Here is a 15,022-nt window from a genome sequence, read left to right on the forward strand (position 1 = left end):
TTCTTGCGGGACTGCACCATGACTGCGTCGTTCGATTGGTCCGCCGGCTATCCCTCGCGGCGCCTGCCCGTGTTCGGCAACAATGTGGTCTCCACCTCCCATCCCCGGGCGGCGCAGGCGGGGCTCTCCATGATCGGGCGGGGCGGCAATGCGGTGGACGCCGCCATCGCCGCCGCCGCCGTCATGGCCATCGTGGAGCCGTGCAGCAACGGCCTCGGCTCGGACGCCTTCTGCATCCTGTGGGACGGCAAGGGCCTGCACGGCCTCAACGCCTCGGGCTTCTCTCCCGCCGCCTGGACGCCCGAATACTTCCGCGCCAAGTACGGCGCCGATGCCAAGACCCTGCCCCAGCGCGGCTGGGACGCGGTGACGGTGCCCGGCGCCGTGGCGAGCTGGGTCGCCCTCTCCGAGCGCTTCGGCAAGCTGCCGTTCGCGGACCTGCTGGAGCCGGCCATCGCCATCGCCGAGCGCGGCTTCCTCGTCTCCACCAACGTGCAGCACAAGTGGGCCGCCGCCGCGACGCTGCCCCAGCTCACGAGCCAGCCGGGCTTCAAAGAAGTGTTCCTACACAAGGGCCGCGCGCCCTTCGTGGGCGAGCACGTGACCATGCCGGGCGCCGCCCGCGCGCTGCGGCTGATCGGCGAGACCAAGGGCGAGGCCTTTTATCGCGGCGAGATCGCCGACGCGCTGGAAGCGAATGCCAAGGCCAACGGCGGCGCCCTCACCGCCGCCGACATGGCGGCCTATGCGCCGGACTGGGTGACGCCCGTGGCGCAGGACTATCGCGGCTATACGGTGCACGAGATTCCGCCCAATGGGCAGGGCATCACCGCGCTGATGGCGCTGGGCATCCTCTCCCATTTCGATCTTTCGGGCCTGTCGGCGGACAGCGTGGAGGCGCAGCACCTCCAGATCGAAGCCATCAAGCTCGCCTTCGCCGACGTCTATCGCTACGTGGCCGATCCCCGGGCCATGGAGATCAGCCCGGCGGACATGCTGGACAAGGATTATATCGCCGGCCGCGCCCGCCTCATCGACCCGCGCCGCGCCCAGCGGTTCGCGCCGGGCAATCCGGTGCGCGGCGGCACCATCTACCTCACGGCGGCGGATGCGTCGGGCATGATGGTGAGCTTCATCCAGAGCAATTATCAGGGCTTCGGCTCCGGCGTGGTGCTGCCGGACTGGGGCGTGTCGCTCCAGAACCGCGGCTTCGGCTTCAGCCTCAACCCGGAGCGCGCCAACGTGGTGGCGCCGCGCAAGCGGCCGTTCCAGACCATCATTCCCGGCTTCCTCACCAGGGACGGTCAGCCGGTGATGAGCTTCGGCGTGATGGGCGGCAACATGCAGCCGCAGGGCCATGTGCAGACGCTGGTGCGGATGCTCGACTTCGCCCAGAACCCCCAGGCCGCCTGCGACGCCCCGCGCTGGCGCTTCGACGAGGGCCTCTCCATCAACCTCGAACCGGGCAACACGCCGGAGCTTCTGGACGGCCTCGCGGCGCTGGGCCACGAGGTGGCCGTGCTCAACGACACCTATCAGGATTTCGGCGCCGGCCAGTTCATCTGGCGCATGGGCAATCCGGCGGTGGAAGGCTATGCGGCGGCGAGCGACCCGCGCCGGGATGGTCAGGCGGCGGTGAGCTGAGAGGGAGCGAGCCGAACCGGAGACCCGAGTAGGCCGCGCCACCATAACACCCGTCATGCCCGGCCTCGTGCCGGGCATCCACGTGGTTAGGCCGGGACCGGCATTCGGACGTTGATGCTAGCGTCACGACGTGGATGGCCGGGACAAGCCCGGCCATGACACCTGTGAGGGCGGAATGCGCCGATCTGGACGGCCCCAAGGAGCCCCCGCCCCTCACCCCGCCCGCGACAGCTCGCGCCCGGAGAGCCCCGCCGCCTTGGCCGTGCCCAGCAGCCCCTCCACCTTCGCCACGATGGCGTTGGCGTCGAGGCCGGCTTCGGCGATCTGGCGGGCCTGGGTGTCGTGGTCGATGTAGATGTCCGGCAGCACCATGGAGCGCACCTTGACGGTGCCGCGATCCAGAACGCCCTCGTCGGTGAGGAATTGCAGCACCTGGCTGCCGAAGCCGCCGATCGAGCCCTCTTCCACCGTCACCAGCGCGGCATGGCCGGAGGCCAGCTTCAGCGCGAGACCGCGGTCGATGGGCTTGGCGAAGCGGGCGTCGGCCACGGTCACGGCAAAGCCGGCCGCCTCCAGCCGCTCGGCGGCGTCCAGCGCGGCGGCAAGGCGGGTGCCCAGCGAGAGGATGGCGACATCGCCCTCCCCGGTTCCGCGCACGATGCGCCCCTTGCCGATGGGCAGCGCCTCGCCCCGGTCCGGCCGCTCCACGCCCACGCCCTCGCCGCGCGGGAAGCGCACGGCGGAGGGACCGTCGTCATAGGCGACGGCGGTGGCGATCATGTGCATCAGCTCCGCCTCGTCGGCGGGCGACATCAGCACCATGCCGGGCAGGCAGCCGAGATAGGCAAGATCATAGGCGCCCGCATGGGTCGCCCCGTCCGCCCCCACGAGGCCGGCGCGGTCGACGATGAAGCGCACGGGCAGGCCCTGCAGCGCCACGTCGTGGATCACCTGGTCATAGGCCCGCTGGAGGAAGGTGGAATAGAGCGCGCAGAAGGGCTTGAAGCCCTCCGCCGCGAGGCCGCCCGCGAACGTCACCGCATGCTGCTCGGCGATGCCCACGTCGAAGGTGCGGTCGGGATAGGCCTGCCCGAACAGGTCGATGCCCGTGCCCGAGGGCATAGCGGCGGTGATGGCGACGATCTTGGGATCGCGCCGCGCCTCGGAGATCAGGCTCTCGGCGAACACGCGGGTGTAGGACGGGGCGTTGGACTTGGCCTTCACCTGCGCGCCCGTCACCACGTCGAACTTCACGACGCCGTGGTACTTGTCCGCGCTCTGCTCGGCCGGGCCGTAGCCCTTGCCCTTCTGGGTGACCACATGGACGAGGATCGGCCCCGTCTTGGCGTCCCGCACGTTCTTCAGAACGGGCAGAAGGTGGTCGAGATTGTGCCCGTCGATGGGGCCCACATAATAGAAGCCCAGCTCCTCGAACAGCGTGCCGCCGGTCCAGAAGCCGCGCGCGAACTCCTCGGCCCGCTGGGCGCCGCGCTCCACGAACTTGGGCAGGTGGCCGGCGATCTGCTTGCCGATCTCGCGCAGCGAACGGTAGGTCTGGCCGGAAATGAGCCGCGCCAGATAGGCCGACATGGCGCCCGTGGGCGGGGCGATGGACATGTCGTTGTCGTTGAGGATGACGATGAGGCGCGAATCCATGGCGCCGGCATTGTTCATGGCCTCATAAGCCATGCCCGCCGACATGGCGCCGTCGCCGATCACCGCCACCACGTTCCGCTCGCCACCGCCGAGGTCGCGCGCCACCGCCATGCCGAGGCCGGCCGAGATGGAGGTGGAGGAATGGCCGGCGCCGAAGGGGTCGTATTCGCTCTCGGCCCGGTTGGTGAAACCGGAGAGGCCGCCGCCGGTGCGCAGCGTGCGGATGCGCTCGCGCCGCCCGGTGAGAATCTTGTGGGGATAGCACTGGTGGCCCACGTCCCAGATCAGCCGGTCGTGGGGGGTGTTGAAGACGTGGTGCAATGCCACCGTCAGCTCGACCACGCCGAGGCCCGCGCCCAGATGCCCGCCGGTGACGGAAACCGCATCGATGGTCTCGGCGCGCAGCTCGGCCGCAAGCTGGGCCAGCTTCTCTTGGGGCAGCCGCCGCACATCTGCGGGTTCGCGGATGGTATCGAGCAACGGGGTCTTCAGCAAAGTCACGGACCACTCCGACCGGAACGAACCGGGAAACCGAGCCTTACACACGGGCTCGCTGGTATGCAACGTACAAAGGCTGACCTTGCGGCGACGCTCGGGCGACCTTCGTCTACACCTGAAACCTATACGTGCGGCGGGGCATTCCGGCGCACTCCATCGAGGCAGCCGGCGAATTTTCCCGCCCGGATGGCCACCCTGTGGAGGTCGAACAACGCCAGCGCCAGCGCGCAGCCGGCCCCCAGCCAGAGGAGCCGAGAGGCCCGCCCGCCGGCGGCGCCGTACTTCTCCCGCACATAGAGTTCCGAGTGCATCTTGGCGCGGTTGATGCGGAAGGTCTGGCCGAAGGAGGGCGTGCTGGAGCGCCCGCCCGCATGGGTCACCCGTGCTTCCGTCACCACCACGATGGGGATGCGGCGGGCCAGCACGCGGAGCGAGAGGTCATCGTCCTCGTGGTAGAGGAATATGGCCTCGTCGAAGCCGCCGAGATCGAGGAAGGCGGCGCGGGACACCATGAAGGCGGCGCCGTGGACGAAGCGGGTGCAATAATCCCCCGCGATCTCCTCCGGCGCGAGGCGGGCGCTGCGCGGGACCTTCTCCAGAATGGAGCCTTCCTTGCGCATGAGCCGGCCGTTCTCGCCCATGATGGCCGGCATGAGGATGGACGGCTCGCCATAGAGCCGGGCCGCCGCCAGCAGACGGAGAATGGTATCCGGCCCCAGCACCGCATCGGGATTGAGAAAGAGGACATAGGGCGTCGCCGCCCGCCGGGCGCCGGCATTGCAGGCCGTGCCGAAGCCGGCATTGGCAGGCATGGCGACGAAATCGACCGGCCGCGCGAGGGCCGCCGCCCACGCCGTGCCCTCGGGGCTCGCATTGTCCACCACCACCACCGGGCATTCCGCCGGCACGCTCGCCACCGCACGGCCGATGACGGCCGAGCTGTTGTAGGTGACGAACACGACCGTCACGTCGGCGGGAGCGGGCCGTGGGCCGTCCTCATCGGACGGGGCCTCCGCCACGGTCGGAAAGGGGCGCATCATGGGCGCTCTAGTGCAGCGGAACGCCGGCAAACTCAAGGCCGAGGGCGGCGAGCCCCGCCAGCGCATGGTCCGGCGTGAGGCGCGTCATACAGCCGTGGCCGTGGGTGCAGTCGGCCACATCGTTCAGGAAGCACGGCGCGCAGCTCGCATGGGCGCTCAGCACCGCCACGCGCGGGCCGGCAGGCGCCCAGCTATGGATATCCGCAAGGCCTGAGAACAGGCACAGCGTCGGTCGTCCGAGCGCCGCCGCAAGGTGGGCCGGGGCGGAATCTAGCGCCACCACGGCCCGTGCCCCGCCGATGATGGCGGCGAGCCCGGCGAGATCCTGCCTTCCCGCCAGGTTGACCACGCGATCCGCCGGCAGCCCGGCGGCGATGGCGGCGCACAGCGGCTCCTCTTCCGCCGTGCCGGTGAGCACGAGGCCGAGGGCGCCGGCGTCCAGCAGCCGCTCCGCCAGCACCCGCCAGTTCTCCACGGGCCAGAGCTTGATGGCGAGGCGGGCGCCGGGGGCGAGCACCACATAGCCCTCGGGAAAATCCGGCAGAGCCGGCGGGGCACCGAGAGGGATGGGCGCCCCTTGGCCGTGGACGGCCCGAAAGGCGCTGGCCAGCACCTCGGCAAGGGCGCAGAGGCGCGCCCCCGCCGGCAGCGGCGCCAGCAGGCCGCCTGCGCGGGCCGAGGCCTCCATCTCCGGCAAGGCGAGGTCGAGAGCATGGCGGGCGCCGAGCCCGGCGAAGCCGACGCGAAACCGCACCGGCAGCGCCGCCAGCAGCGCGCGGGAATCGTCGGCGTGGCGCAGGTCGATGGCGATGTCCACGGGCGGCAGATCCAGCGCCGCGACCGCCGCCAGCGCCGCGTCCGGCACGGCAGCGGGCGGATGGCCCCGCGCCGGATAATAATCGAAGCCGTGCACCGCATCGAAGAGGCCGGTCGCGGCGGCGAAATCGCACATGAAGGGCGCGCACAGCAGCGTCAGGCGCGATGCGGGAAACGCCTCCCGGAGCCGCCGGATCGCCGGCAGCGCGGTGACGAAATCCCCCGCATGATCGAGCTTCACCACCAGCAGCGACGGCGCCGGACCCAGCGCGGCGAGGCGGGACAGGGGGCTATCCCAAAGGCCGGGCGCGAAGCTGGGGGAAGTTTGCAGGACGGGCTGTACCGGCTCCGCCTCGGCCTGGGGCAGCGCCGGAGGCTCGGACACCAAGGGAGCGGCCGCGTCGCCACCCACGGGCGCCGATGGCTTCCACATGGCGGTCAGCAGATCCCGCAGCCTCGCCATGCCCTCTCCATGCCCGCCGCGATGAGGGGCCCGCCGCCCCCTGCCCTGCCGAGGTGGGACGGCTCCATTATCCCGGCGCCTGCCGTTGCCGCAACTAGCCACGCCCGGCCATCTTCGCTAGAAGGCGCCCCATGCACGACGCCGAGGGAACGCTCGCAGGCCCCACCGCCGGGACCGACGCCGAAGCGCGCGGTATCCCGCCCCAGGACGCGGACGCGCGCGCCCGGGTCCGCCGCCGCCACGTCTTCTTCATCGCCGGCTTCGACCCCATGGCGGTGGAGGGGCACCACCGCATCTTCGTGCGCGAGCTAAAACGCTTCGGCGACGTGTGGAATGTGCGGACCCACTGCCGCGACTCGGCACCCGTGCCGACCGCCACGGGCGGATTCTGGCGAACCGAAGCTGACGGCCCCAACTGGCATACCGAAACCAAGTTCGAAAACCTGGGGTGGCATGACCTGACTCGGGCTGACATGGGCCGTTCAGTCTGGAGCCACATGAAGGGCTCGGTACGGGCCATAGCGGACATGGTGTCGAGCGGCACCATCGCCAACTACTTCCGCTCCAGCCGGCGCTACGGCCTGTTCTTCCTCTTCACCTACATGCTGCTCGCCCTGTTCTGGGGGGTGGCGGCGGCAGCAGGTTTCCTTGTTCATCAATGGCTTGCGCCATTCGGCGCTGTGGTGGCGACGATCGCCGGTCTTGCCGTAACCCTCGCCGGCGGGCTCCTCCTGATGCGCTGGCCGGGGCGCCGCTTCCGGCTGAAGCAATCGCTGGATCTCGCTGAATTCTCAGTGGATTTCGTCCGCGGGCGGCATCCCGAGGTGGAATCCCGCATCCGCGCCTTCGCCGATCGCCTGCGGGCGGTGGAAGCGGAGGCGGCGGCGCAGGGTGTCGACGAGATTATCGTTGCAGGCCATAGCCTTGGCGCCATGCTCGCGGTCAGCGCCGTGGCCGCGGCGCTGGCCGCCGATCCCGCCTTCGGCACCCGCGCCCGGGTGCGCATCCTCACCCTCGGCTCGACCACCGCCAAGTTTGCCCTGCACCCGGCCGGCGGACGTTTTCGCGAGGCAGCAGAACGGGTTGCGGCGGCCGAGCAGATCGGCTGGGTGGAGGTGCAGTCGCGCGACGACATCGTCTCCTTCTACAAGGTGAACCCGGTCACCCTCGGCCCCGCGAGCTTCGCCCCCGTGCTGCTGCCGCCCGGCGACTATTCCCTCAAGCCATTGATCCGGCATGTGGAAATCCGGCAGATGATCTCGCCGGCCATCTACCGCCGCCACTGGTTCGACGTAATGCGCCTGCACTGCCAGTGCTTCCTCGCCGGCGACATCCGCTCCACCCACGATTTCTACGCCTATGTGTGCGGGCCCCTGTCGTTCGACGTTTTGGCCTCGCATACCAACAGCTTACGGGCCTATCTGCTGCCCGACGGAACCCTGCGCCCGCTCGTCTATGACGACGCCGGCTGCATCCTCGCCCTCCCGGAACCCGAGACCGCCGCATGAGCCTCCTGACCTTCGCCAAGATCGCCTGGGCCGTGGGCGTTGTATCCTGGTACGTCCTGCGTATCCCTTTCGAGCGAAAGGCAAAACGCCAGCGCGTGGCGGATGCGCGGCACCGCAATCTGCGGGAGATGATCCTTCTGTCCATCTCCACGCTGGGGCTTGGAATCATCCCCGCGATCTATGCGGCGACGGGCTTCCCCAGGTTCGCCTCCTACCCGCCGACCGTGCTTCAGGTGGTGGCGGGCGTGGTGGTGTTCGCCGGCTCCCTCCTGCTGTTCTGGCGCACCCACCGGCAGCTTGGAAAGTATTGGTCGGTGACGCTGGAGATCAAGGACAAGCACGAGCTCATCACCTCGGGGGTGTATCAGAAGGTACGCCACCCCATGTATTCGGCCTTCTTTCTGTGGGCTCTGGCGCAGGCGCTGCTCCTGCCGAACTTCATCGCCGGACCAGCCGGCCTGATCGGCTTCGGCATCCTTTTTTTCTTCCGCGTCGGGCGCGAGGAGCAGATGATGCGGGAAGTCTTTGGCGCCGAGTATGACGCCTATGCCCGGCGCACCAGGCGCGTCATTCCGGGCATCTACTGAACAGACCGGGAAAACGGGCACGGCAGCGATTCGGTCCCGCTGCGTTCCCCCACTGTCCTCGACAAATCCTGCAACCGTCCCGTTTCGGGACGCTTGTCAGGCGTCCGGATCAAGCGGCTGGGTGCCCGCAGGGCGGCCGGCGGCGTCGCGGGTGATGGTCTCCACCCGCGCCTCGGCGGCCTTCAGCAAGGCCTCGCACCTCTGCTTCAAGGCTTCGCCGCGCTCGTAGATGGCGATGGATTCCTCCAGCGGCACGTTGCCCCGTTCGAGATTGGCGACGATGGCCTCCAGCTCGGCAAGCGCCTGCTCGAACGAGAGATTTTCGACGCCGGCCACCGCCGTGCCGCCCTTTGCTCCGCTCGCGCCTGCCATGGCCGCCTCCTGATTCGACAGGCGCTCACCATAGACGACACCCGCCGCCACCCGAAGCGCGGCGCTTCAGTCCCCGGGAGGCGGGCGAAGTCGGCGCCGGGGTGGCCGTAAGGCGCCGGCTTTGCTAGAAGCCCGCAAGACCTCACGGAAACCTTGCACCCATGTCGCCCGCGGCGCCCGCGCCCCTCACCTCCCGCACGTCCCCGAGCCTCGAGGAGGCGCTGGTCGCCACCTTCGCGGCCGCCGGCTTCGCGCGCCTCGATCCGCCCATCCTCCAGCCGGCCGACGTATTCCTCGACCTTTCGGGCGAATCCATCCGCCGCCGCATGTATCTGACGGCGGACGCCGAAGGCCACGAGCTGTGCCTGCGGCCGGACCTCACCATCCCGGTCGCCCGCGCGGTGCTGGCCGAGGGCATGGCGATGCCGGCACGGGTGAGCTATCTCGGCCCCGTCTTCCGCTTCCGTGGCGAAGGCCCCGGCGAGTTCCGGCAGGCCGGCGTGGAATCCTTCGGCCGCACCGACATCGAGGCGGCGGACGCGGAAATCCTGTCCCTCGGCCTCAATGCCTGCGCGCTCTACGGCCTGCCCCAGCCGGACATCCGGCTCGGCGATGTGGGCCTGTTCACGGCGCTGCTCGATGCCCTGCCGCTGGCGCCGGCCATGCGCCGCCGGCTGCTGAAGGATTTCGGCCAGGGACGGGTGAACCTCGATCTCGCCCAGCTCAACGACAAGAGCCGCGAGGGCGCCCCCGCCCATGCCGGCGTGCTGGCCGCGCTCGATGGCGCGGACCCGGCGGCGGCGCGCGCGCTCATTACCGACTTGCTCTCCATCGCCGGCATTTCGACGGTGGGCGGGCGCAGCGTGTCGGAAATTGCCGAGCGGTTCCTGGAGCAGTCCTCCCTCGACGCAGGCGGCGGGCTTTCGACGGAAACCTCGGAAATCCTCTCGCGCTACCTCGCCATCTCCGGCACGCCGGACGACGCCTCGGCCCGGATGCGGGCGCTGGCGACAGATGCGGGCATCGACCTCAACGCCGCCCTCGATCTGTTCGACCGCCGCACCGGCTTCTTCACCGCCTATGCGGTGAACCTGTCGTCCGTGCGCTTCTCCACCGCCTTCGGGCGGCCGCTCGATTATTACAGCGGCATGGTGTTCGAGCTGCACGACCCAGCCCGTCCCGGCGCCGGCCCGCTGGTGGCGGGCGGGCGCTATGACCGGCTGCTGTCACGGCTCGGTGCGGAAGGTGCCATCCCCGGCGTCGGGCTTGCCGCCTGGGTGGAGCGCCTCGCCGGCCTCTCAGGTGCCGCGGAGGACGCCCGATGACCACGCCGCTCATCCTCGCCGTGCCGTCCAAGGGGCGGCTTCAGGAAAATGTCCACGCCTTCTTCTCCCGCGCCGGCATGCCGCTGACGCAGGCCCGCGGTGCCCGCGACTATCGCGGCGCGCTGGGCGGGGTGGAAGGGGTGGAGGTCGCCTATCTCTCCGCCTCGGAAATCGCCGCGGCGCTGGCCTCCGGTACCGCCCATCTTGGGGTCACCGGCGAGGATCTGGTGCGCGAGAACATCCATGAGGCGGACAGCCGCGTGGCGCTGCTGGAGAAGCTCGGCTTCGGCCATGCCAATGTGGTGGTCGCGGTGCCGCAGGCTTGGATCGACGTGCGCACCATGGACGATCTCGACGACGTAGCGAGCCACTTCCATGGCCGCACCGGCCGGCGCATCCGCGTCGCCACCAAATATGTGAACCTGACGCGCGGCTACTTCGCCCGCCACGGCATCATCGACTACCGCATCGTGGAGAGCGCCGGCGCCACCGAGGGCACGCCCGCCGCCGGCACGGCGGAGCTGATCGTCGACATCACCACCACAGGGGCGACGCTCGCCGCCAATGCGCTGAAGGTGGTGGACGACGGCATCATCCTGAAGTCCGAGGCGAACCTCGTCGCCTCCCTCACCGCCAACTGGAGCGGCGGCCCCCTCGCGGCGGCCCGCGCCATGTTCGACCGGCTGGGAGCCGAGAAGCGCGCCCGGACCATGCGGGAGGTGCGCACGCGCTTTGCCGATTGCGATGCCTCGCTGGTGGACGAGGCGGTGGCGGCCTATCGTTGCGTTGCGCCCTTCGGCGGCCCGACATCGTCCGGCATGCTGACCCTGCACTGCCCGCCGGACACGCTGCACGCTCTCGCCACCTTCCTGCGCCAGCGCGGCGCCAGCATGGTGACGGTCGGCCCCATCGAATACGTCTTCGCCGCCGACAATCCGCTCTACGAGGCGCTGGACGCGCGGCTGAACGGCTGAACAGCTGACCTTCGTGAATGCCCCCGGCCGGCACAGGACGCCGGCCGGGGGTTTTCGTCAGTTGGTGCCGAGGCCGCGGTCACCCTGCGCCAGGAACAGGCGGTCGGCTTCCGAGAGCGAGCTCCGCTCCTGACCGGCGGAGAGCGCCACGAAGGCCGGATGGCCGGCGCGGGGCGTCGCATAGCCGAGCGGCTGCACCTGCGAATGGAGGGTCGCAGCGGCCTGCGCCTCAGCATCGGCAGCGGAGAGGGACGGTTCGTCACCCGCGAAGGCCGCGCCGGAAGCAAGGAGGGCGGCGAGCGCGACGGCGCTAAAAGTCAGATTACGCATGTTGATCTCCTTAAATACCAACCCCACCACGCCCTTTGATGGCTAGGAGCTAGGGTGCGCCGCAAAATTCGATAAGGCTCCCTTAGCGAAACAATCGGTGGGGATTTCTGGACAATCGACGAGAATTCTTTGATCTCAACGGCTCACGTCCTATTCTGAGGCCGAGGTGACGGTGCGAAGCGGCCCGTTCAAGGGAGCGTGATCGGCATGTCTTTCGAGCCTTCCGCAACGTCCCTGCGGCGTCGCCTGATGCACGGATCACTGGCTGGGCTGGCCATCGGGACCGTCGGCGGCCTCATCGGCCTCGGTGGCGCGGAAATACGGCTGCCGGTGCTGATCGCGCTGGGGTTCGAGGCGCTGCCCGCCATCATCATCAATCGGGTTCTCAGCCTCGTGGTGGTGGCCTTCGCCCTGCCGTCCCGCGCCGCGACCATTCCCTTCGCCGAGGTGGCCGAGCACTGGCGGGTGATCGCGACCCTACTGGCCGGAAGTCTCGCGGGGGCCTGGATGGGGGCGACCTACGCCACCCGGTTCGCCTCGCGCACCCTGTTCCGCACCATTGCGGCCATGCTCGTCTTCACCGCCATCCTGCTGGTGCTGGGGGACGATCCCGATCTCAAGCACATGGCCATCGACGGCACCGTGCGGCTGGTGGTCGGGGTGCTGGCGGGCTTCATCATCGGGCTCGCGGTGGCGCTCATGGGGGTTTCGGGCGGGGAATTGCTGGTGCCGACGCTGGTTCTGCTCTTCGCCCTGCCGGTGAAGCTCGCGGGCAGCGTCGCGCTGGCGGTGAGCCTGCCCACCCTCATCGTCGGCTTCGCCCGTTTCGGCCGCGACAACACCCTCGGCGTCGTGCGGGAGAACCTCACGTTTCTCGGGGTGATGACGGCCGCCTCCATGCTGGGCGCGTTTCTCGGCGGGCAGGTGCTCGGCGTCGTGCCGGCCTCCATGCTGCTGCCGCTGCTCGGGGCCATCCTGGTGATGTCGGCATGGAAGATCTGGCGGCACGGCTCGGCCTCGGGCGCATAGCGGCGCGCTTCCCTCCCGGCGCGCCGGGCCTTACTCTCCGCCCAAGATCACATCGCACAAGGCGACGCGCCCAATGCGGCGGCGCGCGGGGAGTTCATGTTCATGCGTGATGCCGAACCCAAGGCCATCCACCTTTCCGACTACCGCGCCTCGGACTGGCTGGTGGACAAGGTGGACCTTGATTTCTCCCTGCACCCCTCGCAGACCCGCGTCACGTCGAAGCTGTCCCTGCGCCGCAACCCGGCGGGCGCCCCCGGCGCGCCGGTGGTGCTCAATGGCGACGGTCTCACGCTCGTGCGCCTCGCCATCGACGGCAAGCCGGTGGCCGGCCCGAGCTTCGAGGCGACGCCGGACCGCCTCACCCTCGCCCATCCCCCGGCCGACGCCTTCGTGCTGGAGGTGGAGACGCTGGTGGACCCCACCGCCAACACCCAGTTGATGGGGCTCTATCGCACCTCCAGCAACTATTGCACCCAGTGCGAGCCCGAGGGCTTCCGCCGCATCACCTATTATCCCGACCGGCCGGACGTGCTCTCCGTCTTCACCACCCGCGTCGAGGCGGATGAGGCCGAGGCGCCCGTGCTGCTCGGCAACGGCAATCTGGTGGAAAGCGGGAAGGTGGACGACACCAGCCGCCATTATGCCGTGTGGCATGATCCGTGGCCGAAGCCGTCCTATTTGTTCGCCCTCGTGGGCGGGCGCCTCGCCAAGATCTCGGACAGCTTCCTCACGCGCTCGGGGCGCGAGGTGGAGCTGGGCATCTATGTGGAGCACGGCAAGGAGGCCCGCGCCGGCTATGCCATGGACGCGCTGAAGCGCTCCATGCGCTGGGACGAGGAGGCCTTCGGCCGCGAGTACGACCTCGACGTGTTCAACATCGTCGCCGTGTCGGACTTCAACATGGGGGCCATGGAGAACAAGGGCCTCAACGTCTTCAACGACAAGTACGTCCTCGCCACCCCGGAGACCGCAACCGACGCGGATTATTCGGGGATCGAGGGCGTCATCGCCCATGAATACTTTCACAACTGGACCGGCAACCGCATCACCTGTCGCGACTGGTTCCAGCTGTGCCTGAAGGAAGGCCTCACCGTCTTCCGCGACCAGGAATTCTCCTCCGACGAGCGCTCCCGCCCGGTGAAGCGCATCGCCGACGTGCGGGCGCTCAAGGCCGCCCAGTTCACCGAGGACCAGGGCCCGCTGGCGCACCCCGTGCGGCCGGAAACCTATCGCGAGATCAACAACTTCTACACGGCGACCGTCTACGAGAAGGGCGCCGAGGTCGTGCGCATGCTGAAGACCCTGCTCGGCGAAGCCGGGTTCCGGGCGGGCATGGACCTCTATTTCGAGCGCCATGACGGCGAGGCCGCGACCATCGAGGATTTCGTCGCCTCGTTCGCCGATGCCACCGGCCGCGACCTCTCGCAGTTCGCACTGTGGTACGCGCAGTCCGGCACGCCGGTGCTCACCGTGAGCGGCGCGTGGGATGCCGAGGCCGGCACCTATCGCCTCGACGTGGCGCAGGAGGTGCCGCCCACACCGGGCCAGCCCACCAAGAAGCCCATGCTCATTCCCCTCGCCCTCGGCCTCGTCGGCCCGGACGGGCGCGACCAGCCGCTGACGCTCGGCAACGTGCCGGTGGGGAACGGCGTGGTGGAGGTGAGCGAGGCGCGCCAGAGCTTCCTCTTCACCGGCCTCGACGCGCGGCCCGTGCCCTCGCTCAACCGCGGCTTCTCGGCCCCGGTGAACCTCGTGAGCGACCTCACCGAGGCCGACCGGGTGTTCCTCGCCGCCCATGATGCGGATCCGTTCAACCGCTTCGACGCCATCCAGCGCATCGCACTGGAAATGCTGAAGACCGGTGCCCGCACCGGCAGCCTTCCGGCGACCGAGGCGCTGGTGACGGCCGCCCGCGCCATCCTCGCCGACACCACGCTCGACGCCGCCTTCAAGGCGCAGGCGCTGGCCCTGCCCGGCGAGGGCGAGGTGGCCCGGGAGTTGGCGAAGGACGTGGACCCGGACGCCGTGTTCGCCGCCCGCAAGGCGCTGCGCCTCGCCGTGGGCACCGCGCTGGAAGGCGCCTTCGCCACCACCTATGCGGCCATGGCCGCCACCGGCCCCTTCTCGCCAGATGCGGCCTCCGCCGGGCGGCGCGCGCTGCGCAACCTGTCACTGGATTTCCTCGCCGTCACCGGCGCGGCGGAGGGCATTGCGCGGGCCAAGGCGCAGTTCGAGGCGGCGGACAACATGACCGACCGCATCACCGCCCTCGCCGTTCTGACGCAGCACGAGGTGCCGGAGCGCGAAGCGGCGCTTCAGGCCTTCTACGACCGTTTCGAGCGGGATGCGCTGGTCATCGACAAGTGGTTTACCCTGCAGGCGCAGATCGCAGCTCCCGGCACCCTTGAGCGCATCAAGGACCTGATGCTGCATCCCGCCTTCTCGCTGGGCAATCCCAACCGGGTGCGCTCGCTGGTGGGCGCCTTCGCGGCCACCAACCCCACCCAGTTCAACCGGGCGGACGGCGCCGGGCACGACTTCGTCACCGACGTGGTGCTGACGCTCGACAGCAAGAACCCCCAGGTGGCGGCCCGTCTCCTCGCCTCGTTCAAGACCTTCCGCCAATTGGAGCCGACGCGCCGCGCCAGCGCGGAGCGGGCCCTGCGCAAGGTTGCGGAGACGCCCGGCCTCTCGCCTGATGTGGCCGACATCGCCACCCGCGCGCTGGGGTGAAAGCGGGGCTTCGGGCCCGCAAACCTTCGGCATGGTCATCGCCCGGC

At 69.5% G+C, this 15,022-nt stretch carries 12 protein-coding genes; 7 read left to right on the top strand and 5 right to left on the bottom strand.

The annotated features are described in order from the left end of the window. Positions 1-18: 18 nt before the first annotated feature. A complete protein-coding gene (locus A37E_RS0124400) occupies positions 19-1,644 on the top strand; it encodes a gamma-glutamyltransferase family protein (protein WP_029558995.1) in 1,626 nt (541 codons plus the stop codon). A gap of 213 nt (positions 1,645-1,857) precedes the next feature. Here A37E_RS0124400 and dxs read toward each other — a convergent pair whose 3' ends face one another. From dxs to A37E_RS0124415, 3 genes are all read right to left on the bottom strand, one after another. After that, the gene (gene dxs / locus A37E_RS0124405) at positions 1,858-3,801 is read right to left on the bottom strand and encodes a 1-deoxy-D-xylulose-5-phosphate synthase (protein WP_029558996.1); all 1,944 of its coding nucleotides are present in this window, start codon (positions 3,799-3,801) and stop codon (positions 1,858-1,860) included. A gap of 119 nt (positions 3,802-3,920) precedes the next feature. Next, positions 3,921-4,838, bottom strand: coding sequence for a glycosyltransferase family 2 protein (locus A37E_RS0124410; protein WP_051679310.1), 918 nt, complete (start codon positions 4,836-4,838; stop codon positions 3,921-3,923). A 7-nt stretch (positions 4,839-4,845) separates the two neighbouring features. After that, positions 4,846-6,117 (bottom strand): glycosyltransferase family 9 protein, encoded by a 1,272-nt coding sequence (locus tag A37E_RS0124415; RefSeq protein WP_029558998.1) that lies wholly within the window; start codon positions 6,115-6,117, stop codon positions 4,846-4,848. 131 nt (positions 6,118-6,248) lie between these two features. Between A37E_RS0124415 and A37E_RS0124420 the strand changes: the two genes are divergently transcribed. Further along, a complete protein-coding gene (locus A37E_RS0124420) occupies positions 6,249-7,625 on the top strand; it encodes a hypothetical protein (protein ID WP_029558999.1) in 1,377 nt (458 codons plus the stop codon). Beyond that, positions 7,622-8,212: a protein-S-isoprenylcysteine O-methyltransferase gene (locus tag A37E_RS0124425; RefSeq protein ID WP_029559000.1), complete on the top strand. Its 591-nt coding sequence runs from the start codon at positions 7,622-7,624 to the stop codon at positions 8,210-8,212. The genes A37E_RS0124420 and A37E_RS0124425 overlap by 4 nt, the downstream gene beginning before the upstream one ends. 96 nt (positions 8,213-8,308) lie before the next feature. Here the strand turns inward: A37E_RS0124425 and A37E_RS0124430 are convergent, their stop codons facing one another. Beyond that, positions 8,309-8,584, bottom strand: coding sequence for an exodeoxyribonuclease VII small subunit (locus A37E_RS0124430; RefSeq protein ID WP_029559001.1), 276 nt, complete (start codon positions 8,582-8,584; stop codon positions 8,309-8,311). Positions 8,585-8,745: 161 nt separating this feature from the next. Here A37E_RS0124430 and A37E_RS0124435 point away from each other — a divergent pair, with 161 nt between their 5' ends. Both A37E_RS0124435 and hisG read left to right on the top strand, forming a co-directional pair. Then, the gene (locus A37E_RS0124435) at positions 8,746-9,909 is read left to right on the top strand and encodes an ATP phosphoribosyltransferase regulatory subunit (RefSeq protein ID WP_029559002.1); all 1,164 of its coding nucleotides are present in this window, start codon (positions 8,746-8,748) and stop codon (positions 9,907-9,909) included. Next, on the top strand, positions 9,906-10,883 hold the full coding sequence (hisG, locus tag A37E_RS0124440; protein WP_029559003.1) for an ATP phosphoribosyltransferase: 978 nt from the start codon (positions 9,906-9,908) through the stop codon (positions 10,881-10,883). The genes A37E_RS0124435 and hisG overlap by 4 nt, the downstream gene beginning before the upstream one ends. A gap of 57 nt (positions 10,884-10,940) precedes the next feature. On the opposite strand, the gene A37E_RS0124445 is transcribed toward hisG, so the two are convergent. Further along, on the bottom strand, positions 10,941-11,213 hold the full coding sequence (locus A37E_RS0124445; RefSeq protein WP_029559004.1) for a hypothetical protein: 273 nt from the start codon (positions 11,211-11,213) through the stop codon (positions 10,941-10,943). A gap of 207 nt (positions 11,214-11,420) precedes the next feature. Here A37E_RS0124445 and A37E_RS0124450 point away from each other — a divergent pair, with 207 nt between their 5' ends. Together A37E_RS0124450 and pepN are read left to right on the top strand one after the other, a co-directional pair. Beyond that, the gene (locus tag A37E_RS0124450; protein ID WP_029559005.1) at positions 11,421-12,242 is read left to right on the top strand and encodes a sulfite exporter TauE/SafE family protein; all 822 of its coding nucleotides are present in this window, start codon (positions 11,421-11,423) and stop codon (positions 12,240-12,242) included. 102 nt (positions 12,243-12,344) lie between these two features. Further along, complete coding sequence (pepN, locus tag A37E_RS0124455; RefSeq protein WP_029559006.1) at positions 12,345-14,975, top strand: aminopeptidase N; 2,631 nt, start codon at positions 12,345-12,347, stop codon at positions 14,973-14,975. Positions 14,976-15,022 lie beyond the last annotated feature (47 nt).

The organism is Xanthobacter sp. 91, from assembly GCF_000702385.1.
Lineage (GTDB): Bacteria > Pseudomonadota > Alphaproteobacteria > Rhizobiales > Xanthobacteraceae > Xanthobacter > Xanthobacter aminoxidans.